General features: G+C 62.8%; 29 protein-coding genes. 11 read left to right on the top strand and 18 right to left on the bottom strand.

Annotated features, from left to right (window positions below):
- Positions 1-436: 436 nt before the first annotated feature.
- The 6 genes from GSQ75_RS10845 to GSQ75_RS10820 all read left to right on the top strand — a co-directional run bounded on the left by GSQ75_RS10845 (position 437) and on the right by GSQ75_RS10820 (position 5,718).
- The gene (locus GSQ75_RS10845; RefSeq protein ID WP_158754855.1) at positions 437-1,237 is read left to right on the top strand and encodes a PD40 domain-containing protein; all 801 of its coding nucleotides are present in this window, start codon (positions 437-439) and stop codon (positions 1,235-1,237) included.
- Entirely contained in the window at positions 1,234-1,764 is a 531-nt protein-coding gene (locus GSQ75_RS10840; RefSeq protein WP_158754853.1) for a DUF1579 family protein, read from the top strand. Before GSQ75_RS10845 ends, GSQ75_RS10840 begins: the two co-directional genes overlap by 4 nt.
- 26 nt (positions 1,765-1,790) lie before the next feature.
- Positions 1,791-2,981 carry a histidine kinase gene (locus GSQ75_RS10835; protein ID WP_254058533.1) on the top strand — a complete coding sequence of 397 codons (1,191 nt, stop codon included), beginning with the start codon at positions 1,791-1,793 and terminating at the stop codon, positions 2,979-2,981.
- Positions 2,978-3,736: a response regulator gene (locus GSQ75_RS10830; RefSeq protein ID WP_254058532.1), complete on the top strand. Its 759-nt coding sequence runs from the start codon at positions 2,978-2,980 to the stop codon at positions 3,734-3,736. Before GSQ75_RS10835 ends, GSQ75_RS10830 begins: the two co-directional genes overlap by 4 nt.
- A 138-nt stretch (positions 3,737-3,874) precedes the next feature.
- Entirely contained in the window at positions 3,875-4,702 is an 828-nt protein-coding gene (locus tag GSQ75_RS10825; RefSeq protein ID WP_158754850.1) for a hypothetical protein, read from the top strand.
- A gap of 98 nt (positions 4,703-4,800) precedes the next feature.
- The gene (locus GSQ75_RS10820; protein WP_158754849.1) at positions 4,801-5,718 is read left to right on the top strand and encodes a PD40 domain-containing protein; all 918 of its coding nucleotides are present in this window, start codon (positions 4,801-4,803) and stop codon (positions 5,716-5,718) included.
- A 6-nt stretch (positions 5,719-5,724) separates the two neighbouring features.
- Here GSQ75_RS10820 and GSQ75_RS10815 read toward each other — a convergent pair whose 3' ends face one another.
- The 9 genes from GSQ75_RS10815 to GSQ75_RS10775 all read right to left on the bottom strand — a co-directional run bounded on the left by GSQ75_RS10815 (position 5,725) and on the right by GSQ75_RS10775 (position 12,394).
- The gene (locus GSQ75_RS10815; protein ID WP_254058557.1) at positions 5,725-6,840 is read right to left on the bottom strand and encodes an AI-2E family transporter; all 1,116 of its coding nucleotides are present in this window, start codon (positions 6,838-6,840) and stop codon (positions 5,725-5,727) included.
- Between the two features lie 68 nt (positions 6,841-6,908).
- Positions 6,909-7,277, bottom strand: coding sequence for a hypothetical protein (locus GSQ75_RS10810; protein ID WP_254058531.1), 369 nt, complete (start codon positions 7,275-7,277; stop codon positions 6,909-6,911).
- Positions 7,274-7,741: an ABC transporter ATP-binding protein gene (locus GSQ75_RS10805; RefSeq protein ID WP_158754846.1), complete on the bottom strand. Its 468-nt coding sequence runs from the start codon at positions 7,739-7,741 to the stop codon at positions 7,274-7,276. Before GSQ75_RS10805 ends, GSQ75_RS10810 begins: the two co-directional genes overlap by 4 nt.
- A gap of 23 nt (positions 7,742-7,764) precedes the next feature.
- Positions 7,765-8,127 carry a DUF883 family protein gene (locus GSQ75_RS10800; RefSeq protein ID WP_158754844.1) on the bottom strand — a complete coding sequence of 121 codons (363 nt, stop codon included), beginning with the start codon at positions 8,125-8,127 and terminating at the stop codon, positions 7,765-7,767.
- Positions 8,128-8,182: 55 nt separating this feature from the next.
- Complete coding sequence (locus GSQ75_RS10795) at positions 8,183-8,338, bottom strand: DUF1328 domain-containing protein (RefSeq protein ID WP_077440832.1); 156 nt, start codon at positions 8,336-8,338, stop codon at positions 8,183-8,185.
- 127 nt (positions 8,339-8,465) lie between these two features.
- Positions 8,466-9,089, bottom strand: coding sequence for a YbhB/YbcL family Raf kinase inhibitor-like protein (locus GSQ75_RS10790; protein WP_158754842.1), 624 nt, complete (start codon positions 9,087-9,089; stop codon positions 8,466-8,468).
- A gap of 119 nt (positions 9,090-9,208) precedes the next feature.
- Entirely contained in the window at positions 9,209-9,502 is a 294-nt protein-coding gene (locus tag GSQ75_RS10785; RefSeq protein WP_158754840.1) for a GIY-YIG nuclease family protein, read from the bottom strand.
- Between the two features lie 159 nt (positions 9,503-9,661).
- Entirely contained in the window at positions 9,662-10,750 is a 1,089-nt protein-coding gene (locus GSQ75_RS10780; RefSeq protein WP_158754839.1) for a PQQ-dependent sugar dehydrogenase, read from the bottom strand.
- Between the two features lie 69 nt (positions 10,751-10,819).
- Positions 10,820-12,394: a hypothetical protein gene (locus GSQ75_RS10775; protein WP_158754837.1), complete on the bottom strand. Its 1,575-nt coding sequence runs from the start codon at positions 12,392-12,394 to the stop codon at positions 10,820-10,822.
- 164 nt (positions 12,395-12,558) lie between these two features.
- Here GSQ75_RS10775 and GSQ75_RS10770 point away from each other — a divergent pair, with 164 nt between their 5' ends.
- From GSQ75_RS10770 to GSQ75_RS10755, 4 genes are all read left to right on the top strand, one after another.
- Positions 12,559-13,371, top strand: coding sequence for a hypothetical protein (locus GSQ75_RS10770; protein ID WP_158754835.1), 813 nt, complete (start codon positions 12,559-12,561; stop codon positions 13,369-13,371).
- A 119-nt stretch (positions 13,372-13,490) separates the two neighbouring features.
- Positions 13,491-13,913 (top strand): VOC family protein, encoded by a 423-nt coding sequence (locus tag GSQ75_RS10765; RefSeq protein WP_158754833.1) that lies wholly within the window; start codon positions 13,491-13,493, stop codon positions 13,911-13,913.
- A gap of 19 nt (positions 13,914-13,932) precedes the next feature.
- Positions 13,933-14,145 carry a DUF3820 family protein gene (locus GSQ75_RS10760; RefSeq protein ID WP_140805971.1) on the top strand — a complete coding sequence of 71 codons (213 nt, stop codon included), beginning with the start codon at positions 13,933-13,935 and terminating at the stop codon, positions 14,143-14,145.
- 30 nt (positions 14,146-14,175) lie between these two features.
- Positions 14,176-14,790 carry a 2OG-Fe(II) oxygenase gene (locus tag GSQ75_RS10755; RefSeq protein WP_158754831.1) on the top strand — a complete coding sequence of 205 codons (615 nt, stop codon included), beginning with the start codon at positions 14,176-14,178 and terminating at the stop codon, positions 14,788-14,790.
- A gap of 11 nt (positions 14,791-14,801) precedes the next feature.
- Here the strand turns inward: GSQ75_RS10755 and GSQ75_RS10750 are convergent, their stop codons facing one another.
- From GSQ75_RS10750 to GSQ75_RS10730, 5 genes are all read right to left on the bottom strand, one after another.
- The gene (locus GSQ75_RS10750; protein ID WP_158754829.1) at positions 14,802-18,185 is read right to left on the bottom strand and encodes a GH92 family glycosyl hydrolase; all 3,384 of its coding nucleotides are present in this window, start codon (positions 18,183-18,185) and stop codon (positions 14,802-14,804) included.
- A 133-nt stretch (positions 18,186-18,318) separates the two neighbouring features.
- Positions 18,319-19,227, bottom strand: a complete 909-nt coding sequence (locus GSQ75_RS10745; RefSeq protein ID WP_158754827.1) for a PhzF family phenazine biosynthesis protein — start codon at positions 19,225-19,227, stop codon at positions 18,319-18,321.
- 72 nt (positions 19,228-19,299) lie between these two features.
- Positions 19,300-20,316, bottom strand: coding sequence for an alpha/beta fold hydrolase (locus tag GSQ75_RS10740; protein ID WP_158754825.1), 1,017 nt, complete (start codon positions 20,314-20,316; stop codon positions 19,300-19,302).
- Positions 20,313-21,128 carry a lysophospholipid acyltransferase family protein gene (locus GSQ75_RS10735; RefSeq protein ID WP_158754823.1) on the bottom strand — a complete coding sequence of 272 codons (816 nt, stop codon included), beginning with the start codon at positions 21,126-21,128 and terminating at the stop codon, positions 20,313-20,315. Before GSQ75_RS10735 ends, GSQ75_RS10740 begins: the two co-directional genes overlap by 4 nt.
- Before the next feature lie 29 nt (positions 21,129-21,157).
- The gene (locus GSQ75_RS10730) at positions 21,158-21,634 is read right to left on the bottom strand and encodes an Lrp/AsnC family transcriptional regulator (RefSeq protein WP_158754822.1); all 477 of its coding nucleotides are present in this window, start codon (positions 21,632-21,634) and stop codon (positions 21,158-21,160) included.
- A 140-nt stretch (positions 21,635-21,774) separates the two neighbouring features.
- Here GSQ75_RS10730 and phhA point away from each other — a divergent pair, with 140 nt between their 5' ends.
- Positions 21,775-22,668 carry a phenylalanine 4-monooxygenase gene (gene phhA / locus GSQ75_RS10725; protein ID WP_158754820.1) on the top strand — a complete coding sequence of 298 codons (894 nt, stop codon included), beginning with the start codon at positions 21,775-21,777 and terminating at the stop codon, positions 22,666-22,668.
- Between the two features lie 180 nt (positions 22,669-22,848).
- Here the strand turns inward: phhA and GSQ75_RS10720 are convergent, their stop codons facing one another.
- The 4 genes from GSQ75_RS10720 to GSQ75_RS10700 all read right to left on the bottom strand — a co-directional run bounded on the left by GSQ75_RS10720 (position 22,849) and on the right by GSQ75_RS10700 (position 25,866).
- Complete coding sequence (locus GSQ75_RS10720; protein ID WP_158754818.1) at positions 22,849-23,175, bottom strand: nucleotide pyrophosphohydrolase; 327 nt, start codon at positions 23,173-23,175, stop codon at positions 22,849-22,851.
- Between the two features lie 83 nt (positions 23,176-23,258).
- A complete protein-coding gene (locus GSQ75_RS10715) occupies positions 23,259-23,699 on the bottom strand; it encodes a nuclear transport factor 2 family protein (RefSeq protein WP_158754816.1) in 441 nt (146 codons plus the stop codon).
- 829 nt (positions 23,700-24,528) lie between these two features.
- Positions 24,529-24,831 (bottom strand): hypothetical protein, encoded by a 303-nt coding sequence (locus GSQ75_RS10705; protein ID WP_158754813.1) that lies wholly within the window; start codon positions 24,829-24,831, stop codon positions 24,529-24,531.
- A gap of 369 nt (positions 24,832-25,200) precedes the next feature.
- Positions 25,201-25,866, bottom strand: a complete 666-nt coding sequence (locus tag GSQ75_RS10700; protein ID WP_158754811.1) for an SGNH/GDSL hydrolase family protein — start codon at positions 25,864-25,866, stop codon at positions 25,201-25,203.
- Between the last annotated feature and the right edge of the window lie 11 nt (positions 25,867-25,877).

Raw genomic sequence — 25,877 nt, 5'->3', positions numbered from 1 at the left:
CTGCGCAGGCACTCGTACCGCTTGTCACAACCACGACGCCGATCGTCACAAGATCGGCGACGGCGATAGTCGCCCGTGCCAGCCTGTGTGAATCATCCACATCGACGCCATCGTCCGAACGGATACCCATCGGGCACGCGGCAAGGGTAAGACTGACATGCGATTGGCAGCCACTTTCGTGATCCTTGCAGCCGCGAGCCTGCTCGGCACCGCACGCGCCACGTCATCCGATGTCCTGCCGCCTGTCGCCCGCCCACGAAAGTCCTCATGCAGGTCCATGCATCAGGATCTGCCCTGCTCATCTCTGTGGAAACGACCCATGATTCCTTGTCGCCTTTTTCTGTTCCTCACCCTGTGCGTGGGCGCTTGTGCCATACCTGCCTGCGCGGTCGCGACAGCACTTGGCATCGCACCTCTCACTTCGACAGACGCAGTGATGTCCGCATCAGATGCGCCTTGGAGCAAGCAGGACGATGCCGATCCTGTGTTCACGCCCGACCGGAAAATGGTCGTGTTCGCACGCGGAAACGGATTGACACGGCACCTCTATATCGCCCATCGGAATGGCAACCTCTGGTCGAAACCGGAACGCGCACCGTTCTCGGATCAGTGGATGGATCTGGAACCAGCGATGGCTCCGGATGGTTCGTACCTGGTCTTCATTTCCAATCGGCCGACGACACCCGGCGGCAAACCGCTGGATGGCTACTGGGGCGGCAAATCGCGGCCGGGCCGCGGCGGCAATCTGTGGCGCGTGAACCTCATGGGCGACGTCTTGGGCACCCCTGAACGCCTGCCCGATATCGTCAATGCCAGTACCGCTACGTACTCGCCCGCCGTGGCCGCGGACGGCAGCGTCTATTTCACGCATCCCGATCCGCAAACGCATCACACGCGGCTTTACGTCAGCCGCTTCGCCGATGGCCGATTCCAGACGCCGCAACCGATGCCGTTCAGCGACGGCGTGGCGGCCGACTACGACGCGGCGGTGGCGCCCGACCAGTCCTTCATCGTGTTCAGCTCGAACCGGCCGCCCACGCCGCCCAATAGCAGCGACCTGTTCGTGGCGTTCGCCACGGCCACCGGCTGGGGCCAGCCGATCCGGCTTGGTCCTTCCGGCATCGAGGCGCGTCTCGATCCGGATCTGTCCACGCTGTATTTCACGGCGGCGGACGATCGCATCTATCGCCTGCCGATCGCCCGCTGGCTGGCGCAACAAGCAGAGAAGAAGCCATGAAGAGGGCGCGCATCGGTTGTACGGCGGTCACGTTGCTGCTGGCCACCGGGCTGTCTCCCACGGCCACCGCGTCGTCATCGATCGGCATGACGGATGAACTGGCACCGCTGGCCTGGTTCGTCGGCGCATGGGAGTGCGCCGGGCAGTTCTCCAACGGCAGGCCGATCCATTCCCGCGAGATCTACAGCACCGAAATGGACGGCCACTGGCTGCGCATGCAGCACGCGGACACGCCGCCGGATCGCTACTCTGCGTACGAATGGTGGGGTTACGACCGCACTACCAGGCAGTTCGTGGTGACCGTGTTCGACAACAGCGGCGGCGTGCGCCACTACGTTCCTTCCGGCTGGACCGGTACCACGCTGAGCCTGCGCAACACCGCGAGCAGCGGCTACATTGATCGCTTCGTGTTCCGGCGCAGCGGCGATGCGCAATACCGGATCAGCTATGCACACCTCGACAATCGCGGAACCTGGCAGCCGGGCGACGAACTCACCTGCCGCAGAGATGCGGGGCCGCCGGCTTGAATCTTCGGCTGCGCGAACCCCGTCCCGTGCCGACGTACCTTCCGGCACATCCGTCGGCCGATCGGCGCTGGCACACTGCACGCATGAACGTGGCGAAAGCGACGACCATCGTCGGCGAAGATCAGGTACCTGACGACGACCTATCGCAGCGACTCCGAAACTGGGCACTGGCCTTCGGTTTCTGGACGCTGCTGGCGTTGTCCTACGCGCTGAGTTCGGGGCTGTCCTCGCTCAGCGAAGGGCGTGATGCCGCCTGGTTGCGCGGGCTGACCTGGAGCCTCACCGACTTCTGGCTGTGGATGCTGCTGGCGGCCGGGATCGGCTGGCTCGGGCGACGTACGGCGGCCTTCGGCTGGCCGCGCCTGCTGGCTGTGCACGTGCCCCTCAGCCTCGGCGTCGCGCTGGCGCAGACAGTGCTGCAGTTGCTGATCTTCTGGATCCTATGCGGCCCGGGCAGGATGCCGGTGGATACGTTCGGCGGCTTCATCCACATGGAATTCGCCTACAAGTTCCAGCAAGGGCTGGTGACCTACTGGGTGATCCTGGTGGTGCTGCGCGGGATGGAATCGCGCCGGCACCTGCGCGACGAGCGCCTGCGGCGTACGCAGCTGGAGACGCAATTGGCGCAGTCGCAGTTGCAGGCGTTGCGTATGCAGCTGCAACCGCACTTTCTGTTCAACACGCTCAACGCCATCTCGGCGCTGGCGTTGGCCGATCCGCTGCAGGCACGGCTGATGATTGCGCGGCTCAGCGATTTTCTGCGCCTCACGCTGGAGGAATGCCACGCACCGCAGGTGCCGCTGTCGCGCGAGCTGGAATTCCTCGCGTGCTACCTCGGCATCCAGCAGGTGCGCTTTCAGGATCGGTTGAGCACACAGCTGGACGTGGACGACGACACCCTGGACGCGGCGGTGCCCAACCTGATCCTGCAGCCGCTGGTGGAGAACGCGCTGCGCCACGGCCTGCAGAACAAGCCCGGCGCCGGCATCCTGCGCATTTCCACGCGGCGTGCCGGCGACCAACTGCAGCTGCGTGTGGACGACGACGGTCTCGGCCTGCCGCCGGCAGGCACACTGGAAGGCATCGGCCTGGGCAATACGCGTTCGCGCCTGCACATGCTGTTCGGGGACGCGGCGCGACTCGAACTCACGCCGCTGGCCGGCGGCGGCGTGAGCGTCGAGGTGCGCCTGCCCTTTGTCGTGCACATCGCATCATGACGCCACGCTTGCGCGCCGTATTGGTCGACGATGAGGTGCTGGCACGCCTCGCGTTACGTCAGGCGCTCGCTTCGCACGCCGAAGTGGAGATCGTCGGCGAATGCGGCAATGCCGACGAGGCGATGCAGGCGGTGCGCGCACTACGCCCGGATCTGCTGTTCCTGGACATCCAGATGCCGGGCATGGACGGCTTCGAATTGCTGCACGAACTGGCACCCGATTGCCTGCCCCTGGTGGTGTTCGCTACTGCCTTTGCCGAACACGCGCTGCGGGCATTCGACGCCAGGGCCGTCGACTATGTACTCAAGCCGATCGAGCAGGCACGTTTCGACCAGGCGATGGCACGCGTCAACCAGCACTGGCAGGGGCTGCACACACCACACGCCCACACTGAACCCACCGTCATGACAGGTGTGGACGATTACGCGCAACGGATCAGCGTGCGCCATGGCGAACATATCCGGGTGATCAACACGACCGACATCGACTGGATCCGCGCCGACGGCAACTATGTGCACCTCCATGTCGGCAGCGCCCGCTTCCTGCACCGCGACACGCTGCGCCACCTGCTGGCGACACTGGACCCGGCGCGGTTCCTGCGCATCCACCGCGGCATCATGGTCAACCTCGATCGCGTGGCCGAAGTCCATCCACTGTTCCAGGGCAATGCCGAAGTAGTGCTGCGCGACGGCACCCGACTCCATCTCAGTCGACGCTTCCGCACCCATGCGCGACGCGCGCTCGGCATGGCCTGATCCGTCGGCTGACTTCATAGACCGTTCGTGCATCACTGCCGACCACTCGTCACGCCCGATACACCGGACATCACAAAGCTGGCGCGGCGAACCTCGATCGGCCGCAAGCTTCCTGGAACCTGTGGCAACGAACCTTCCATGGAGATCGTGATGAACCCTCGTTCCCGTGTTGTCGCTACCGTCGCCTTTTGCACCTCGATCTTTTGCCTGGGTAGTTCATCGGCCTACGCCGAGTCGACCGCGGCGTATCTGAGCCCCAGCCTCAAGGTGGGAGAACATCTGTCCGATGTGTTTTCCAAAGCCGTCTCGATAAAGGGAACGGGATTCAACGAGAAGGTCGATCGCATAAGCGGCAGCGCCGACTATAGGGTGACCGGTGTCACGCCGGAGGCCTTCATCTTCGATGAGGAAGGTCGTTATGACGGGCGTCCAACCCATGGCGTGACCCACGATATCAAGATACTTCAGGACGGCATCACCAATTGCCACAAGGGCAAGTGTGTCGTCGACGACGATACCAGCGGGGTGACTTTCAATCCTTTGTTGTGGGGCAACGCACCGGATGGCATTCGCGCGGGAACCACCTGGACGGTCACCATCCCCAAGCCCTGGGAAATCGGCCCGGCCGGCACCGAGCAGGTGCGGGTGGTTCGCGTCGACCCGCTCAATGATGTCATCACGCTGATCCGCCATGGCAGTGGCAGCGGCCCGTCATCCGATGATCTGTACCGTCAGCAGAGTGGAACGCCGATACAGATCACCACCACGACCGGAAAGACCATCGACGTGTCGGTGATCCCGGGCCAGACCACTTGGCGCGGCTACACCACGATATGCAAGGGCGTCATCGTCAGCGACGAAATCATGGTGCAGCGACACGTGATGCTGGTGTCCAAGGGCGGCGACAAATTCGAGGGCGAGCAGCGCTCCTATACCTTGCTCAACCTGTCACAAGACACGATCTAATCGTTGCCGGCCACCGATACACGGAAAACGGGATCGCGCCTTGCGCTTCGGCATCGAGCAAAACCCCATTCGATACGCCACTTGAGAAGTCATGCCCCATGAGCCGTATTCTCGCCATCGCCTGTTCGTTCTGCCTTGCGGTCGTTGCGCCCTGCTTCGCCTCGTCGCACGCGTCCGCCAGCACGGCTTCTATCGCGGCGCTCGCGACGATCACGCTCGACGACATCATCCATCCGGACAGCGACGACACCCTCGCCTTCACTCCTGACGGCAATACGGTGTTCTTCGACCGCAGCAACGGGCCGCACAAGACCGTCATGGTTTCCCGCAAGGTGAACGGGCACTGGTCGACCCCCCAAGTCGCGAGCTTCTCGGGCCACTGGTTCGACCAGGATCCGGTTGTCTCGCCGGACGGTTCGTACCTGTTGTTCAATTCCGACCGGCCAACGACACCGGGCGGCCAGCCGCTGACGCAGAACTACTTCGTCGGCGGCAACGCGCCGGGCAGCAATATCTGGAAAGTGGAGCGCAAGGGCGATGCATGGGGGAACCCGGTATGGTTGGGGCCGATCATCAACGACGATCCCTTCGTCGATTTTGCGAGCATCGCCGCCGACGGAACCTTGTATTTCATCCGTTGGGACAAGCAAGCGCGGGCGATGCATATCTGGCGCTCGCTGTACCGCAACGGCAGCTACCTGACTGCCGTGCGCGTCGGCCTGGGCGATCCCGACGTCTCCACGCATGATCCCGCGATCGCGCCCGACCAGTCGTTCATCGTGTTCGACTACGGCAAGACCAAGGGCGGCCTCGGCCGCCTGTGCATCGCCTTCAGGCAAGGGGATCACTGGAGCCGGCCCGTCGACCTGGGTGATGCCGTCAACAAGGATCTGCCGTGGGGCGCACATGTCTCGACCGACGGCGACGCGGTCTATGTCACCGGGCAGTCGGGCATCTGGCGACTTTCGCTTGCCGGGTGGCTGAAGCAACCCCCAGCGGACACGGCGAAGCGGTAATAGCCCTCAACGCTGCACCATCACCGCGAACCAGTGCCAGCTGCGCACGCGTTCGGCAATCAGCTTGGTGCAGGTCAGCATCGGCACCGCCAGCAATGCACCAGGAATGCCCCACAGCCAGCCCCATACCAGCAGCCACAACAGGATCGCGATCGGACTGAGGCGCATGCTGTGGCCCTGGATCATCGGCGTGATCAGGTTGCCTTCCAGCGCGGTGATACCGGCGAAGGTCAGCACCGGCAGGAATACATGCAGGCTCATCTCGTTCGCATAGAGCATGCACACCACCGCGAGCACCGAGGTGGTGACGATTGCACCGACGTAGGGAATGAAGTTGGCGAACATCGCCACCGCGCCCCACAGCAGCGGATCAGGCACCTTGTACAGCCACAGCATGCCGGCGGTGACCGCACCCAGGCCGGCATTGATCAGCAGCGCGGTCAGCAGGTAGCGCGATACCTCGGTCTGGATGCCACGCACGATCACCACCGCATGTCGCTTGTAGCCAAAGCCCGGGGTGATCTCCACCAACCGCCGCAGCATCGTGTCGCCATAGACCAGGAAGAAGAACACCAGCAGCACCACACTGAGTACCGCAGCCAGTACCTTGGGCGTGGTGGAGACCACGTCCCAGGCACTGATCGTCATCGGCGGAGATGGCGTGGCCGGCGTGTGGATGGTGCCGGTATTGCCGCTGACCAGGGTCTGGGTGGCGCGATTCGCCGCTTCCAGCGGCTGGGTGAGGTGCTTCAGTTTCGGTACGAAGCTCTTGAGAGCCTGCGGCGCACCGTGGAACCAGCCGACTGCCGGTTGCGTCAGCATGCTCACACCGCTGCCGATACCAAAGATCAGGCCGATCATCAGCACGCTCGCCGTCAGCCAGCGCGGCAGATGGATGCGTGTACCGGCAGCGACCAGCGGATTCAGCGCCAGCCCGAGAAAGGCAGCCAGCAGCAGCGGAATCAGCAGTGCCTTGGTCAGCGTGATGGTGTACATCAGTGCCAGGAACAGCAGCATGTTCAACAGCCCGCGAATGGCCCGCAGATGGCGACGCATGCCGCGTGTCGTCTGCAAGCCGCGCACCAGCTGCCGCGGCGGATAACCTGGCGCGACCTGATCCATCAGGATGACCGGCACCACGTTGTCGCCTTCGCGATCCTCCGGCGGTGGCGCGAATTGTTCGGGCTCGCTCATGACGGCTCGCCGCCGCCACCCGTGGCCGGCTCATCAACGCTGCGCTCATCCTGGTCGCGATCCCTCGTACCCGGATCGAATGCGCCCAGCCCGGCCGTGCCCAGCTCCGCAATCAGGCGCGTGCCGAAGGCGACTGCCTCAGCCAGCCCACCGCCAAGCAGGGGCCCCAGACCCGGCACGCGCAACGGATGCACGTTGAGACTGCCCAGCACGAAGCCGGCGCCCGCGGCTGCGCCCACTGTCGTCAACGGATGTTGATGGCTGCGCGCCAGCAAGGCCGCCGCGGGCGTGCTCAGTTCCTGCCTCGCCGCGCTCATGCGCAATTGCGCCATGCGTACCCTGGTGAGCTGATCGAGAACCTTCATGGGCGAGCTTCCCTCCCGCTGTCCTGTTCGACCTCGGTCTCGGCCTTGTGCAGGGTGTCACGCATCATCGCACTCCATTCTCTGCGCGTGACAGGCATGCTCATCCAGTGCATGCAGTGCCGGAACAGCAGGATCGCGCCGAACAGGAACAGCACCTGCAGCAAGGCCAGCACCAGCAGTGCCCAGATCCACGAACCGAGCCACGTCGCCAGCACGACGCCGAGCAGGCCCAACACGCTCAGGCCCAGACCGACGCCGGCCACCGTGGCGGCCAGACCGGCCAGCAGCATCCACGACACCGCGCTGCGCGCCAAGCCCAGTTCCGCCGCCAGCAGATGCAGCTGGGCACCGAACAGGTGCTTGACCGCGCGACCGAGCTGGCCGATCTCGGTCAATAGCCCAGACGGAGACGGCGCCGCATCCGGCGCCGTCGCATCCTGGGGTGTATCACCCTCGTTGTGCATTCCCTGCTCCGCTGTCGCGTGGCTCAACGCCGCAGGATACGACCAAGCAGCCAGCCCGCGCCAAGCGCGATGGCAACCGACTGCACCGGCTTCTCGCGCACGTACTCACGTGCCTGCTCCAGCCACGCATCGGCGCGATCCATCGTCTCGTCATAGACCTCGCGACTACGCTCGCTAACGTGCGCAGCCTTGTCGCTGGCCCGGTGGGCGGCATTCGCGGCCTTGTCGGTGGCGTGATGCAGCCCTTCCTCGACATGATCGGCAGCGCGATCCACCGCCTCCTTGGTGCTCTCCACGACATTCGAGGTAGCCTGCTTGATCCGCTCGGCGCTGTCGTCGATGCGGTTGCCGGTGGCCGGCTCGGGGTTCTGTACCTGCTTGTTCATTGCATGCTCCGGAAAGGATTCAGTGTGGCGCAAACACGTTGCAACGGACGGCCAGTCAACTGGCGCGGCGGAAGAACGCGATGACCGCCAGAATCAGAAAAATGATGAACAGGATCTTCGCAATGCCGGCCGCGGCACCCGCGATGCCACCAAAACCGAGCACAGCGGCAATGATAGCGATGACCAGAAAAACCAGGGCGTAATGAAGCATGGTGGTGTCCTCTTGAATGAAAGCCAGCAGCGGCCAGCGAGGCCACGTAGTGCCATTCACCCATAGCCCATGCCATGCGGGTGTGAAGGGAACCGGCGCCACCGTGCACGCGGCGCCGACGTTTGGCTCAGCCCACGACCGCCGGATTGAGGCTGTAAGTGCCGATCAGTTCAGCCTCGGCTAGTACATGGCCAGCCATGGCGGCGCGCAGTTGTTCCGCCGTGAAACCCTTCACCAGAGGCAGCGTGGCCACATCGAGCGCGCTGATCTTGAAGTGATAGTGATGCAGCAACGCGTCGTTCCACGGCGGGCATGGGCCGTCATAACCAAGATATTCGCCACCCATGTCCGCATCGCCGGAGAACCAGCCGGTGTAATCGTTCACGCCTTGCACACTGCCGTGCGGCCCGACCGGATCGCGCTTGCCGCGCGGGGTGATCCCGTCACTGCACGAGCCCGCACCCAGCTCGCCGCACTCGGCCGGGATATTCGCCATCAGCCAGTGCACGAACTCCACCCGCGGCAGATCCGCCGGCACCGTGTGACCTTCCTTGTTCACGTCATCGCCGCGGCTGGGTACGTCGGTATCGATGCAGGTGAGCACGAACGAGCGGGTGACCAGGGGCGCATTCTTCCAGGCCAGATGCGGGCTCAGGTTGTCTGACAGTGCAAACGGATTCGCACGCTTGCCGAATGCGTACTCGGCGGGAATCGACTGACCGTTCTCGAAATTGTCGCTGCGTAGTTGCATGAATATCTCCGTATGAACCTCAAAATTACCTATCCAGCTCGTCATTCCGGCGAAGGCCGGAATCGCCCTTCAACAGCGAAGCTGGTCATCACACTTCAACAACAACACCGACCACCTAGTCACAGAATAGTTGGATAGAGATCGCACCATCCGGGATTCCCTTCTTCAATCACCCGTACCTTCCAGGCCCGCTTCCAACCCTTGAGCGTCTTCTCTCTAAGGATCGCCGACTCCATCGTCGAATGAAGCTCATACCAGACCAGCGTATGCACGCCGTAGCGGTTGGTATAGCCCTCGACCACATCGTTCTTGTGTTGCCAGATGCGTTTGACCAGGTCGCTGGTGACACCGATATAGAGAACGCCGTTCTTCTTGCTTGCAAGCATGTAGACGCAAGGTTGTCGCCGATCCATGGCGTTTTCTCCAGTGTTGAGGTGCGATTCCGGCCTGCGCCGGAATGACGAGCTAAAAGGTCGAAGCCCGCAATATCCCAGTTACCGATCTCTCTCATATTCGTCATTCCGGCGCAGGCCGGAATCGCACCTCGCCTTGTCACCACGCCTGACGAAACACTAAGGCCGATACGTCACCCGATACACCGCCCCCGCCAGATCATCACTCACCAGCACACTGCCATCCGGCAGCGGTTGCACGTCGGCCGGGCGCCCCCAGGCACTTTCGTTCTGTTCGAAACCGGTGACCAGCGGCTCGTACGACAGCACATTGTTGCCGTTCAGACGTACCGTCATCACCCGGTAGCCGGATTTCTTGCTGCGGTTCCACGAGCCGTGCTCGGCGATGAGAATCGCGCCCTTGTAGCTGGCCGGAAACTGCTTGCCCTCGTAGAAGCGCATGCCGAGCGAGGCCACGTGTGCACCGAGATTCAACACCGGCGGCACGTAATCCTTGCAGCTCTTGCCCTTGCCGAATTCGGGATCGAGCGTGTCGCCCTGATGGCAGTACGGATAGCCGAAGTGCTCGCCGGGGCGGGTGATCTCGTTCAACTTGTCGCTGGGCATGTCGTCGCCCATCATGTCGCGACCGTTGTCGGTGAACCACAGACGCCCGCTGCCGGGCTGCCAGTCGAAACCGACCGTGTTGCGGATGCCGCGCGCCACGTCCTCGATGTCGGAGCCGTCCGCGTTCATGCGGGTCAGCTTGGCGTGATCCGGACCCGGATCGCAGATGTTGCACGGCGCACCGATCGGCACATACAGCTTGCCGTCCGGGCCGAACGCGATGAACTTCCAGCCGTGGTGCGTCTCGGTGGGAAACTTGTCAGTGACCACGACCGGTTTCGGCGGATCGTCCAGATGGTTCTCGATATCGCGCAGCACGTAGATCCGGCTCACCGCGGAGATATACAAGTCACCGTTCTTGAACGCCACGCCGACCGGCAGCTGCAGCCCGCTGGCGATCACGCGTACCTTGTCGGCCACACCGTCGCCTTTTGTGTCGGTAAGCGCGTAGACCTTGCCTGCGCTGTTCGAGCCCACGAACACGGTGCCTTTCGCGCCCAGCGTGATCTCGCGCGCATTCGGCACCTGGTCCGAATACACCGCGATATGGAAACCCTTCGGCAGGGTCAGCTTGTCCAGTTGCGGCGCGGCGAAGGCCGGCACCGCCAGCAGGTAGAGCAACCACCACAGTTTCGTGCGCATCGGTCAGCCTCCACATCAAGGGCAGACCGTGATGCTAACGCCGCCAGCATGAAATATCGGTCGACGCGGCTATTTCGTCGCCGCGTCGACCAGGCGGACCACCTCGGACCAGGGCGTCGGGCCTTCATGCATCGCGTAAACCGTGGTTACCTCCAGATGTTCGCGTGCCACCGCCTGCACCACCTCATGCATCAGTTCCGGATCGTAGAGCGTGTGGTCGGCATTGAGCGCCAGCGTGTCGCTGGCATACAGCAGCTTGTGCTGCGGGAAATACACCATGTACTGGCGCTCGGTAGAGGCGCCGCGCAGCGGATAGATCACCACCCGATTCGCCCCGCTGCCGATCTCCTGCCGCCCCGAGACCACGTGCCATTGCGGGGCTTTGGGTGCGGTCTGCAGATGGTCCGGCTGCAGGCGGTGCGGGGCTGCCACGAGCCGGTCCAGCAGCGGCTGGTTCAGATCGAGGATGTACACCGGCAAGCCCTCGGCCACCGCCTCGCGTACGCCGGCCATATGCGGCCACGAATCGGAGCTGGACAGCACCGCCTTTACCGGCGCACCGGCAACCGCGCTACGTGCCTTGGCCAACACACCTTCGGTGTAATGCGGCGAGATCGGCGCTTCCAGTACCAGCACGCCGTCGTCCTGCTTGATCAGGGTCGCATTCCACGCACCGATGTACAGCTCGATGCCCGGTGCCAGCTCGACGTGGTGCTTGTCACTGAATTCACGGTTCCAGCCCTTCGACTGCGCACTCTTCGCCGCCACCGCCGCATCCATTGCGAAGGTCTTGTCGTCCAGCGTCGTATTAAAGCTGGCATCGAGGATCTGCATCGACTGCCACAGCACGCCGTTGCGCTGTTCGATGCGATTGGTCGGCAGCACCATGCCACCCAGCAGCTTCCAGTTGTCGTAATAGACGCGCTGCTCGACGTCACCCCAGGCAAACCAGAAATCCTGGAATGTGGCCGTGCGCTCGAACGCATCCGGCAGGTGGTTGAAGGCATTCAGCAGCACACGCACCGGCTGCCCCTGCCAGTTGAACTCCAGCACACTGTGCGGGGTGGAACGCAGCCATTCGCCGCTGGCGTAATGCAGGTCAGGCGCGGCCGCCGCGGTGAGCAGCAAGCGCTCCGGCCCCAGCGCCAGCGTGACGCGGGTGTCCTCCAGATCGGACAACCCGCACGGCGAGTCGCCATCCTTTCCGCGATACACGCCACCTTGGGCGGTGGCCACCAGGGTCTGCTCGATGTCTGCCTGATGCGGGTCGGACTCCGGCCATACGGCGCGGGCATGCTGCTGCAGCCGGCCCTTGTCGAAATCCACCGTGAGCTGGTCGCGCTCGTAGCTGGTGATGAACGGCGACTGCCGGTACGACTGCTCGGTAAGTGCGGTGTGCCCGATCACGTCGAGTTGCACGTTGTGGATGCCCGCCAGCTTGTCGCGGCCACCCATCGCGATCAGCGCCAGGTCAAGGCAGGCGCGTGCATCGAGCCGCTCGCAACCAGGCTGGCCAGCGATGCCTTCGCGGGAACCATCCGGCCCGGGCGATGCCGACGCATGCGCTGCAGCCGTAGCGACCAGACTCAACGCCGTCAGTACGGCGACCGGGGAAATCCTGTACCAACGCTTGCGGCTGTTCATCGCTTGTCGCTCGATCAGGCCCGACGGGCGGATGCTGCAGCCTACGAGGTTTGCGCGGTGGCGCCCCATGAGGGAAGTCATGCCGTGCGGGAAGTCATGCCTTCGGCCTCCACCTCGCATGTTTCGGCGTAGTCTTGAACGCCCACCGTCAGGAGGACCGAACCATGTTTCGTCGAACCTGCAAGCTGCTCATCCCATTGTTCGTGACGTTGCTGCTCCCCACCGTCGCCAGCGCGGCTCCTGCCACTGCAACCGATAGCACCACCATGGCGCTGCAGCAGGCGGTGAACGGCCACTGGCGATCGCCCGCCAACCAGGCGCGCGATCAATACCGCCACCCGGTCGAGACCCTGCAATTCTTCGGCATCAAGCCGGACATGACGGTGATCGAAATCTCACCCGGCGGCGGCTGGTACACCGAAATCCTCGCGCCCTTTCTCTATGCGCACGGCCATCTGATCGAAGCTGCGCCGTCGACGGCCGCGAAATTCACCGCCAAGCTCAAGGCCGATCCGGCGGTATACGGACACATAGCAAACGTCATCCCGTTCGCACCACCGGATCAGGTAAACCTCGGCGCCGACAACTCCGCCGACATGGTGCTCACCTTCCGCAACACGCATGACTGGCTCAACCACAGCCAAGCCACTCTCGACGCCGTGTTCCAGGCCGCGTTCAACGTGCTCAAACCCGGCGGCGTGTTCGGCATCACCGAACACCGCGCCAAACCGTTCGCCGATGCCGTGGATAGCAGCAAAGCCCTGCACCGCCTGCCCGAGGATTACCTCATCGCGCTCGCCCTCAAGACCGGCTTCCGCGTGGCCGGCGTGTCGGAGATCAATGCCAACCCGAACGATCCGGAAGACATCAACGTGCACCGCCTGCCACCGGATCTGGCCGGGCCGGACAGTGAGCACGCAAAGATGAAAGCGATCGGTGAGTCGGATCGGATGACGTTGAGGTTTGTGAAGCCGTGAAGAGATATAGACGTGTGAATGCCGATTATGTGATCCCGATTGGCACGCCATCGAAGCCACGGCCTTGACCACTAACTCGTCCGCCACGTAGTTTCACCCCCTCACCACCGAACTCAGCTATGTACGACCTCCCACCTTTTCATCTCGCCTTCCCGGTAACCTCGCTAACCAACGCCCGCGCGTTCTACGGCGACCTGCTCGGCTGCCCCGAAGGTCGCTCCAGCGATAGCTGGGTGGACTTCGATTTCCATGGCCACCAAATCGTGGCGCATCTGGCACCGGAGGAAGCACGAACCGTGGCGGCACACGATGTCGATGGCGACAACGTGCCGATGCGCCACTTCGGCGTGGTGCTGTCGATGGATGCATGGCAGGCATTGGCCGAGCGGCTGCAGGCGGCCGGCACGCGTTTCGTGGTCGAGCCGCATATCCGCTTCAAGGGTCAGGTCGGCGAGCAGGCCACGATGTTCCTGCTCGATCCCTGTGGCAATGCGCTGGAGTTCAAGGCGTTCGCGGATCGCGCGCAGTTGTTCTCGAAGTAGCGCGGCAGGAACGATGACGATGGAAGCGGAAGACCTGCCGAAGCTGGTGAGCGTGCGCATGCCGTATGGCAAGTATCAGGGGCGACTGATCGCCGACCTGCCCGGGGCGTATCTCGCGTGGTTTGCGCGCAAGGGTTTTCCGAACGGCGAGCTGGGTCGGCTGCTGGCGTTGATGCTGGAGCTGGATCACAACGGGCTGTCGTCACTGCTCGACCCGCTGCGCAAGCGTTAGCAGCACCGTGCGTGGTTACACTGGCTCCCGATGAATAGCGACTCCCATGAATTCAGCGGCGTGACAAGCGCGCTGACCACCGATGGCTGGTTCGTGATGCCGGATCTGCTGTCGGCCGCACAGACGCAGGCATTGGCCACCGAATGCCGCGCCATGCATGAGGCCCGGCAGCTGACGCCGGCGCGGGTCGGCGCCACGCGCACCGCCACGCCGTTGCGCGGCGACAGCACGCACTGGTTCCAGGCTGGGGCGATGAGCGCGCCGCAGCAGGCGTTTACCGATCGTCTCGACGCGCTGCGTCTCGCACTCAACCGCGAGTTGATGCTCGGCCTGGTCGAATGCGAATCGCACTATGCGGTGTATCCGCCGGGCGCCGGTTACACGCGGCATATCGACCGCCTGCGCGACAGCGATGCGCGGGTGGTGTCGGCGGTGTTCTACCTCAACGAGGGCTGGCAGGACGCCGATGGCGGTGCGCTGCGGCTGTATCTGGACGGTGGTTCGCATCGCGACATCTATCCGCACGCGGGCAAGTTGCTGTTGTTTCTCTCCGCACAGTTCGAGCACGAAGTACTGCCGGCCACACGCGACCGCATGAGCATCGCCTGCTGGATGCGGCAGCGGGCGCTCGGGCCGACGTTCTGAAACGCCGGCGTTTACGGGCTCGCCGCGTCTGGCCCAAGCAGTTCGATTTCGGCCAGCGCCGTCGGCGACGCGCCTGCCGATGGATCGAGCTGCAGCCGGTAATACGCATAGTTGCCCGGGGCATGCACGGCGAACGCGCGCGTCTGCTGCGGCCATGCAAAACGCTCGTGCTGACGCGCATCCAGCGTATGCCAGTGCTGGCCATCGCTGGATGCTTGCAGCTGCCAGTCCGAGGGGGCGGCGGCGCTGGCGCCAGAGGTGAGCGTGAGCATCGCGACCTCACGTGGTTGTGCGAAGTGCCAGCTGATCGTAACCGGCACCGCGGGCAGCGTGGCTTCAGTGCTGCTGTCGTTGTCGGACAGCGCCGCCAACTGCGGGATGACTGGTGAGCTGCTGACTTCGCCATGCTCGCCATCGGTGAGATCACGCAGCGGATGCGGCTTGCCGTGGGTGGTGAGTGACGCCGGTAGCGCGGCCTCGTCGCTGCCCCACGTCGAAGGCTTCGGCCCCATCGTGAAATCCAATGTGGCGCCCTGCGCCAGCAGCGCGTGCGGCAGGGTCAGCCGGTTCCACGGCTGGCCGTTGACGCGCAGGCTCTGGATATAGCGGTTGCTGTCGCTGACTGCAGGCGCACTGATCACGATATGCCGGCCGTTCTCCAGCCGGATATCCATGTGCGGGAAATACGGCGCGCCGATCACGTAGTCCGGCGTGCCCATCCGCAGCGGATAGAAACCGGCGGCGCTGAACAGATACCAGCCGGACATCTCGCCGTTGTCCTCGTCGCCGAGATAGCCCTGGCCGATCTCGCTGCCGACGTAGAGGCGGGAGAGGACATCGCGCACCTTGTCCTGCGCCTTCCACGGCTGCCCGGCAAGGTCGTACATGTAGATGATGTGGTGCGAGGGCTGGTTGCTGTGGCCGTACTGGCCCATGCGCACGTCGCGCGCCTCCAGCATCTCGTGGATCGGCTCGCCGTAGCTGCCAACATGGAACACGCCCGGCGTGGCGAAGAACGCATCGAGCTTCGCCGCCAGGCCGGCACGACCGCCGTACAACGCGGCGAGGCCGGCGCCGTCCTGCGGTGCATGAAACGCCATGTTCCAGCCATCGGTCTCGGTGTAGTCGCCGCCCCAGCGCAACGGGTCGAAGTTGGCCTTGTCGTAGCGCCAGTGACCGCCGGCATCGCGACCGACGAAGAAGCCGACCTCGGGATCGAACAGGTTGACGTAGTCGAGCGCGCGATTGCGGTAGTAGCGCGCGTCGTCGGCGTAGTTCGACTGGTAAGGATCGTGCGGATCGGGCTGCGCGGCCAGCACGGCGGCCAGATTGCCGATCCCGAAGTCGTTGATATAGCCGTCCATCGACCACGACAGTCCTTCATCTACGCTGGTGTCGGTGTAGCCATTGAAGATCGAACGCTCGAGCCCTTTGCGCCCGGTGCCGGCCAGCGGACTGACCACCGAGGCGTCCTTCAAGGCGGACTGGTAGAACGAACGCACGTCGAAGTTGTGCACGCCTTTCAGCCAGGCATCGGCGAACGCCACGTCGGCGCTGGTGCCCACCATCAGGTCGGCGTAGCCCGGTGAGGACCAGCGCGCGATCCAGCCGCCGTCGCGGTACTGCTGCACGAAGCCGTCGATCATCGCGCCAGCCTGCGTGGGCGTGAGCAGGTCATAGGCCGGCCACGCGGTGCGGTAGGTGTCCCAGAAGCCGTTGTTCACGTACGGCTTGCCGTCGACGATGCGTGCGCCGGTCTGCGTGGGCGTATCGGCGCCGGTGGGCGCGGAGAACGGGCTGGCGTAGCGGTAGACCGGATGCGCCGCGCTGCCGGTGTTCTCGTAGGCCTCGTTCGGATAGAGGAACAGCCGGTACAGGTTGGAATACAGCGTGGTCAGCTCGTCACGGCTGGCACCCTGCACGCTGACGATGCCGAGCAGTGCATTCCACGCCTGATAAGCACGTTGCTGCACGCTGTCGAAGCTGTCGTTCGGCGCGATCTCCAGCGCCAGGTTGTGCTTGGCCTGCTCCACGCTGATCAGCGAGGTGGCGATGCGCAGGTTCACTACCTTCGTTTTCGTGGTGTCGAAGCCGAGCCATGCGGCGACGTGGTCGCGCCCCGCGCCGGTCAGCCGGCCGCTGGCCTGCACCTGTTGATCCACCGTGCCGTAGAAGAACAAGCGCGTGGCACCGGTGGACAGCCGGCTCTTCACATCCGACCAACCACTGAAACTGCGCGTCGCCGGATCGAGCGTGATGCCGCCATGGTCATTAATGTTGTCGAACAGCAGCTGCGAACGCGCGCCAGTGAAGCTGAAACGGAACATCGCCGCGTGATCGGTCGGCGTCATCTCGGTGACGATGCCGTTGTCGAATGCGACGCGGTACTCGTCGGCGCGGGCTGTCTCGTGATCATGGCTGAAGCTGAGCGAGCGCGCCGCACGGTCGAGCACCGGCACGCCATCGGGCTGCGCTTCAGGCATCAGCTGCAGGGTCTGGCGGTCGCCCATCCACGGGCTCGGTTCGTGCGACAGCGCAAACGCCTGCAGGCGCGGCCGGTTGTCCGCGCCGTTGTGCGCTTGGTACTGGTACAGCCAGTTGCCGCTGGCGTCGGTCACCGGTGTCCAGAAATTGAAGCCATGTGGCAGCGCCACCGCGGGAAATGTGTTGCCGCGGGAGTAGTTGCCGTTGGCGTTGCTGCCGCGGCGCGTGTCGACGAAGTCCGCCGGTTGCCGGCGTGTATCCGGCAGCGCAGCGCCGATGCGGATGTCGTCGACGTAGCCTTCGAACGCGGCGACCGGGCCGTCGTGATCGAGCACGATCTGGCGGATGTGCCGTCCCGCCGCCACGTGACCGACGTCGATCGTGATGAAGTTCCACTGATCCGGATACAGCGTGCGGCCATCACCCTGCGCACGAGCCATGGCAGCGATGCGGTGCTGGTCCAGCGCGCCGCGAGTGGATAGCCGACTGCCGTCGTCGAACACCAGATCTACCGCGACATAGGTGGCGGGATTGCGCAGGTCGTCGTGCACGCGCTGCGGAAAGATCACATACGAAAGTTGCGTACCGGCTTGTACCGGCAGGTCGACATCGAACAGGCGCAGCTGCTGGGTGCCCCCCGTATTGCCGCGGTAGTGCAGCGAATGCAGGCCGCTGAAGCCCACGTCGGATTTCGCATCGAGCGCCGCGTCCTTGCCCGGGCCGCCACCGATCTGCGCGGTGAATGCGGCGTCAGCCGGTACCGCCAGCGGCGCGGGTTCACCGGGTTCAAATGAAGTCTGGAACGTGTCCGGATTCGCATGGGCCAACGCCTCGCCACGAATGCCGCCAGCCGCTCCGATGATCCCCGCTGCGCACAGATACAGGGCGCGACGCCAAGTGGATGCCTTCATCTCGAACCCTCTGGAGCCATGCGCTGCGCCGGTCACATCCGAAAGGTTGGCGATTGGCCAATCGACGGGAAGACCTCGATTTGAATCGATCTAAATTTGCTCTGTCAAGCCGTGCCGCAGCAACTGCCGCACTTCAGTCGATATCCAATACGCCCTGCATGACGGATACACAGGCGCCGCCGACCTGTGCCGTGATCACGCCGTCAGCTTTTCGTGCCGCAAGCTGCAGCTGGCTGGGCCGACCCATTTCCAGGCCTTGGGTCACCTCGAAGTGGAATTGGCCGTCGGTCGCTGGATCCAGGCTGGCAAGCAAGCCGGCCAACGCCGCGTTGGCGCTGCCGGTTGCCGCATCTTCGGCTGATCCCAACTGCGGACAAAAGTTGCGGGCGCGCAGGCGCGCGTTTGTAGCCGATGCTTCCCTTGCATAGACATGCAGTCCGCGCGCCGCGTGTGTTTCCAGCAGCGCGCAACTGGCCTCGGCGTCCAGACGAATGCGGGCCAGGGCTTCCGTGCCGGTGAGCTCCACTATCACGAACGGCAGGCCTACCGAAGCTTCGCGGGGAGCATGCCGCTCGAGCAAGACATCGACCGGGTTCAGTCGCAGACATGCAGCGATCGCCGCAACATCGAAGCTCTCACCCAACCACAACGATTCCGGCGCCGTGAGAGTGGCGCCCGTCACAACGCCCTTTTCCGTCTGGATAGACACCGGAACAAGGCCTGCCAGCTCTTCGAACAACACGGTGTCGCCAATGCGCCGGCCGAACAGCTCGCCCATGCGCGCCAGCACATATGCCGTACCGACATTGGGATGGCCAGCAAACGGCACCTCGCAGGCCGTAGTGAAGATGCGCACACGTGCGGTATGGGCCGGGTCATCCGGCGGCAGCACGAAAGTACTCTCCGAGAAGTTGAACTCGCGCGTGATCGCCAACATCTGCGCCGTTGTCAACCCTTCGCTGTCAAGCACAACAGCCAGTTGATTGCCGCCGTACGGGTGAGTGGTGAAGACATCGGCTACGACATAGCGACGTGACGGCATGAGCGTTCTCCTGGGTGAGTGCCGTAGTTGTACGTGGCCTGGACGCGGGTGCCGCGTTGCCGGTCAACAGGTCTATCGATCAACCAGCGTGTCGGCGATCGCATTGAAGCGGGCAGCGATGTAGTCGTCGCTGAAGCTGGTCATGCCATAGCCGCGGATGAAACCGCAGTGGCCGCCGAAGTCGGCGATGTCCAGTTCCACGTTGGGCGGCAGCTGGAGTTTCTCGAACGCGTCGACCGGAATCACCGGGTCATCGCGCGCGGTGAGGATGGTGGCGGGTATCTGCATCGCCAGCAGCGCATCGCCGGCCACCGAGTAGCCGTCCAGATACTGTTGCAATGTCTTGAAGTCGGTATGCCGCAGCACCATCGCCTCGGTGAGGCCGCGCAGGTTCTGCTTCAGCTCGGACATCTCGAAATATTCGTGCTGCGGAAACGCCTTCTGCTTGGCCTGCAGCGAGTGGCGCCACTTGCGCATGAAATAGGCCTGGTAGAACCACGGCGCGGATTCCTCCAGCGAGAACAGGCCTTCGCCGGGATCGATGATCGGGCACACCGCCAGCACATAGCTCAGCGGAATGCCGACGCGCGAGGTCTGCAGCGCGGCGCGAAGCGCGAAGTTTCCGCCCAGCGAGAAGCCAGTCAACGCCATCGGGCGTGCCGGCCAGCGCTGCGCGATGTCGCCCAGCGCATGCACCACCTCGTCGATGCGACAGGAGTGGAACAGCGCCTCGTTGAGGTTGTAGCTGTCGCCGTGGTCGCGGAAGTTCAGCCGGACGATGTCCCAGCCATCAGCGAGCAGGCGGCTGCCGGTCTGCAGCACATAGGTGGAATCGACGCTGCCTTCCCAGCCATGGAACAGCACGGCAAGACCGCGCGCCTGCGGCCGGACCTTCTGCGCGGTATAGGCACCGGTGAGGCGCACGCCACCGCCGCCGTCGACCACGATCGCTTCGGCACCTTCCAGCACCGTCTGCGCAGCGCGCGGCAGCAACATGCGACGCACGCCACTGGAGGACAGCATGGTCTGGATATGGCCGCTACGCAGCGGCCAGGGCGGACGGAAATCCTTTCCGCGCGGCAGGCTCATGCGCAATGGTCGTCCGGCACGGCATCCTGCAGAGCCGCGTCGATACGCTCGCGCGATTGCTCGGCCATGCGACGTCGCGCATCCGGACTGGCCGGCACCGGCGTGAGGAAATGCACCTCGGCATCCATTGGTGCCTCACCCAACAGGCGCACGATGTTGCCCATGAAGCTCTCTTCTACTCGGAAGCCGGCATCGATCACGCGCCGGCCGTCACGGGCAAAGCGCAGCGCTACCGGCTGCACCGGCACCTCGGCATCCAGCGCGGCCTGGAAGATGCGTGCGTGGAACACCTTGAGTACACCGTTGTAGCCCGTGCCACCCTCCGGGAACACCGCCACCGAACGCCCATCGTTCAAGCGTTCGACCATCACCTGCATCACCGTGGACAGCGAATGGTTGCTGCCGCGCCGATGGAAGATGGTGCCGCCGTTCGCGGCCAGCCAGCCAACCAGCGGCCAGTCGGCGATCTCGGCCTTGGCCACGAAGCAGGCCGCGCGCTGGCTGTGCAGCAGCTCGATATCGATCCACGAGGTGTGGTTGGCGACAAACAGCACCGGATCGGCCAGTGGCTGACCGACACGCACAGAGCGCATGCCGAAGATGCGCAGCAGCATGACCGACCACCAGCGGATCATCCGATGCGCGAACGGCTCCTTGCCGTCTTTCATCACGACGTGCTGGTTCCAGCTGAGGATCAGCGAGCACAGCAGGACACCCAGCACGATGTGCAGCAGCACCAGCGGCACGCGCCAGAGATATCGCAGCGGGCGCAACAGGTCGCGTTCGGGGACGGTGGTGGTGTCGATGCTCATCAGTCGATTAGTTTAGCGGGCGCAGGCGCTCAACGCTCCAGTTGACTCAGTGGCAGTGATGGGGAGCGCTTCACCGTGCGAAGCACGAAGCTGGAATTGACATCGGCCACACCGGCGGCGTTCAACAGATGGTCGAGCAGGAAGCGCGAGAAATCCTTGAGGTCGGCCACGTAGACGTGCAGCAGGTAGTCCATGTCACCGGTCAGCGCATGACAGGCGATCACCTCGTCCCAGCCGTTGACGTGTTCGACGAAACGCTCGATCGCATCGGCCTCGTGCTTGGCCAGCTGCACCCGCACGAACGCCTGCAGGCCCAGGCCAACCGCCTGCGGATCGATCTGCGCGGCATAGCCAGTGATGATGCCGTCCGCCTCCAGCCGCTGCAGCCGGCGCAGGCACGCCGACGGCGACAGGCTGACCCGTTCGGCCAGCTCGGCATTGGTGATGCGTCCCTCGCCTTGCAGCACGGCGAGCACGCGCAGGTCGGTGCGATCAAGCGTTGCCATATGCAATAAACATATGATTTTTCCATTTACCACGCAATTATAGTGCAATAGATGCTGTATATAAGGCAACAAAACAAGCTTCGTGTGGCAGATCGGCCGTATGCTGTTGCGGGTTCATTCCCTGTCATGCCGGAGCCCCCATGGAAAACACCACGCCCCGCAAGGTCGAACACCAACAGACCGATCGTGGTTACGTGCCGGTATATGCCACCGGCGTGGTCGAGCAGCCGTGGTCTAGCTACAGCAAGACCGACCATGAAGTGTGGGACACCTTGTTCCAGCGCCAGCGCGAGATGCTGCCCGGCCGCGCGTGCAAGGAATTCATGGCCGGTGTCGAGCGCTTCGGCCTCGGCGATGGCGGCATCCCGAAGTTTGCCGAACTCAACAAGGTGCTCGGCGCCGCCACCGGCTGGGAAGTGGTCGCGGTCGAAGGCCTGCTGCCGGACGAGGTGTTCTTTGATCACCTGGCCAATCGTCGCTTCCCGGTCAGCTGGTGGATCCGCAAACCCGACCAGCTCGATTACCTCAGCGAGCCGGACCTGTTCCACGACCTGTTCGGCCATGTGCCGCTGCTGCTCAACCCGGTGTTCGCCGACTACATGCAGGCGTATGGCCGCGGCGGCATGAAGGCGTTCGCGATCGGCCCCGAAGCTTTGATGAACCTCACGCGGCTGTACTGGTACACGGTGGAGTTCGGTCTGATCAACACCGACGAAGGCATGCGCATCTACGGCGCCGGCATCGTCAGCTCCAAGGGCGAATCGATCTACTCGCTGGATTCGCCATCACCGAACCGCATCGGCTTCGGCCTCGAGCGCGTGATGAGCACGCGCTACCGCATCGACACCTACCAGCAGACCTACTTCGTGATCGACGGCTTCGAGCAATTGTTCGAAGCGACGCATCCGGACTTCACGCCGATCTACGCCAAGCTGCGCGAGTTGCCTGCGCATGCCGCCGGTGATGTGCTCGACGATGATCGCGTGTTCACTCGCGGCAATCGCGAGGGTTGGGCGACCAACGCGGACACCTGAGCGTTACTTCACTTGATGCGCGAGGGCCGGCTAGCAGCTGGCCCTTTTTATTGCTCGCGATAAGTAGCTCTAAAATCGAGAGAAAATAACGAGCAGTATTAAGTCTTCTTTCGGCCAGTAGCAGGCATGCAACGCCTGAATTAAGCCGCGCCGCGAAGCGGCGTAGGCTTGAATGAATTGTTATGTGTCCAGCTCGTTGGATACATGCTCAATTAATTCTCTAGTGTTCTTGGAGTACTCCGCTTCTAAATCAATGCCACACTTGTTCGCAAGAACCATGATTGACCAGAGACAGTCTGACAACTCATGCCCAAGTTTCGCTTTGCAGTCGTCAATTTTCCGGACACCTGCATTCGCCTGGATCAGTTTTGCCAAATCGCCGACGTCGCCTACGAAACCGAGCGCAAGCTCTTCCGTGGTCCATACACGTCCATACATCTTGATTTCAAGCTGCTCGTAAAGCTCATTGAGCCGTAGGGCAGATTTTTCCAGATCAGTAAATTTCATGTTGAATACACATAACGCTGGAGTTAAGCGGCAGCGAAGCCGTGCGCCTTGAACGAGCAGTTAGGCGGCACTTGGCGGTGCTCTCATGACTTGCCGTCGCGCTTGAGGATTGCCTTTGCGTCTTCGAAACCAACGGGAACCGATGTGTGCTCGTGCACAACACGCAGGACATCGCCGCTTGTTTTGAGCACCCAGCTAATTCGGTTTTGCATTGAGTGGACGTCTTGACCCTGCGCCGATATTCCAGTGTAGGTCGCGACGGCGCTCATCGCCGCAAAGCTTGGGGAATCGATGATCTTCACGTCGTCGAATGCGACCCGGCACTTTTCGTCTTGGAGCGAGGAGAACCAAGCTTCAATCGCAACTCGCCATGCGGCTGCTCCCTCATATGTCCAAACACCCCACGTGTCGAATACTCGAACGTCGGAATCATACAAGTGCATAAACGCATCAACTTCCTTGAACAACACGGCCGATTTGTAGGTTTCGAGTGCACGCAAGACCATTTTTTCGGTATCACTCATCTCGATCTCCATCAGCTCGGGACAGGGCGCTAGTCTATTCCGTCCATCTGAGGGGGACGCCTCGGCCTCGTGCCGCTTAACGCTGGAGTTAAGCGGCGCCGGAGGCGTCCGCCTTGAACGAGAGGTTAGGCGCACTCAGTAGGTGCACGTTTCAATTCTCTCTACAAGGGTTATTGGCTCCTTCCGCGGAGCATACCGCCAACCTTCTACAGCCTCCCGAACGGCACGATCGCATTCAAGCCGTCCTGATGAATGCATGAACCTGAAGTCTGAGGTGGCACCGGAGAGTGACACGACGAATTCGATTTGAATTGTGGTGCTGCGCGCATCGCTAGGGAGGTGCTTTGGCCAAATTACGGCGACCTTGTGGATCGGCTGTGGCAGTACCTGCTTGGATGCAAGGATTGTTACCAGACTCAGCGTAGGCCCATCTTTTCGCGAAATGGTGCCTGTGTACTTTTCGATTACGATTGGAGTCTTGCTTGGGGTCCCCGCAATTCCAAGTCTTGGGGTGACTTCCCATCTTGAGCCCCGATCCACAGCGGGATCGGCCCCGCCACAGCCAGAGACATAATGTCGAAAATAGAATTGCGCGATTGCGTTTGCTTGCTCAAACGTAATGCCAGCCTTGAGGTCCGCTTTGCCAATCGCAGAGGCCAACTCCTGTTCTGGAGTTGTCGTGTCGTGCGCACCTGCTGCGGAGCAGGAACCTATGGCGATCATGAGAGCTGCTAAGGCGTATTTCATAGGCCTAACGCTGGAGTTAAGCGGCGGCGAAGCCGTCCGCCTTGAACGAGATGTTAGGCCGCACCGCGCGCAGCCGATGGTGCTACGCCATTGCAAAGCCCGAAAGGATCATGGCAAGTAGCGACAGCATAGCAATTGAAACCGATGCTTGGGCTGCCCTAAGAAGCCAAAACAAGCCTCTTGAGAGAGGCGGTAAGGAAACCCAAGGCAGCAGATATTTGAGCTTGAGAGAGAGGACGTGGCCGCCGCGGACACTGGCCCATGCGCAAAGAACTTGCTGCGACGCCGCTGGTAATTTTGGCGTGAGGATTCCTACGAGCACGACGTGCACGCCGAAGAAGGCCAGCGTAGTGAAAAGCAGTACGTCAGTAGCGAGGTTGTTCATGCGGCCTAACTACCTAATAGACGGACCTAGGGGTCCGGTTATACATCCCTGACCACGCTCGGAAGTCCAGACACAACGCCATGATTCAACAGGAGCTTATCTGTGCTGGGTCCGGCTAACAACCAGATATATAACCGGATGGAGCACGCCGGCTTTGTCGCTGCTTATGGAGTGCTATGCAATGTCCGCATTCAAAATGCAGTTGCTTACCAGATGCCAATTCGACGTGCCTCGTCGAATTCCACTCGACAATTTATCCGGTGTTAATCGCTTTAACTCGTTTACTTCCAGTGCCTGCGCCATGCGCGTACCGTCACAGCGGCGACTGATCAGATACCGCGCCGGCGCGCAGCAAGCGACTGCAGCGGTCTAGCGTGGCACGGCATCCACCCAAGGCTTGATGACACTGATCCACAACAGGTAGCCCTTGCGGTTCATGTGCAGACCGTCCGCGCCAAACAGCTCGGGCTGTGGCTGACCTTCTTTGCCGAGCAGAGGTGTGAAGGCGTCGAGATAAGTCACGCCCTTCTGTGTCGTGGCATACGCATGGACCAGCGCATTCGCCTGACGAATCTTCGGCAGCAATACCGCGCGCGCCACGCTGGGCTTGATCGCGATGAAGGCGATCGGCACGCTGGGATCGACCGCACGCGCCTTGTGCACGAAGGCAGCGAAATCGTCGCGTACCTGTTCTGGGCTGCTGCCTTCCTGCAGGTCGTTGTCGCCGGCGTACATGACGATGGCGCGTGCGTGGTACGGCGCGACGATGCGATCGGCGAAGAAGGTCGAGTCGCTGATCACGGAGCCGCCGAAGCCGCGATTGATCACATTAACCTCCGGAAAATCCGCTGCCAGTGATTTCCAGTGTTCGATTGACGAGCTGCCGATGAACAGGATGGAGCCCGCGGCCGGTGCACGCGCCTGATCGGAAGCCTCGAAGGCGGAAATCGCCGGATTCCACTGTGCATGATCGTTCTCGCGGGCATGTGCCAGCAGCGGCAGCAATGCGAGCAGCAGGATGAGCAGTCGTTTCATCGTTCCACCTT

The sequence above is a fragment of the Dyella sp. S184 genome (assembly GCF_009766065.1).
Taxonomy (GTDB): Bacteria; Pseudomonadota; Gammaproteobacteria; order Xanthomonadales; family Rhodanobacteraceae; genus Rhodanobacter.
Note: the sequence above shows the minus strand (reverse complement) of the source record. Positions and strands in the feature narration are given on the sequence as shown.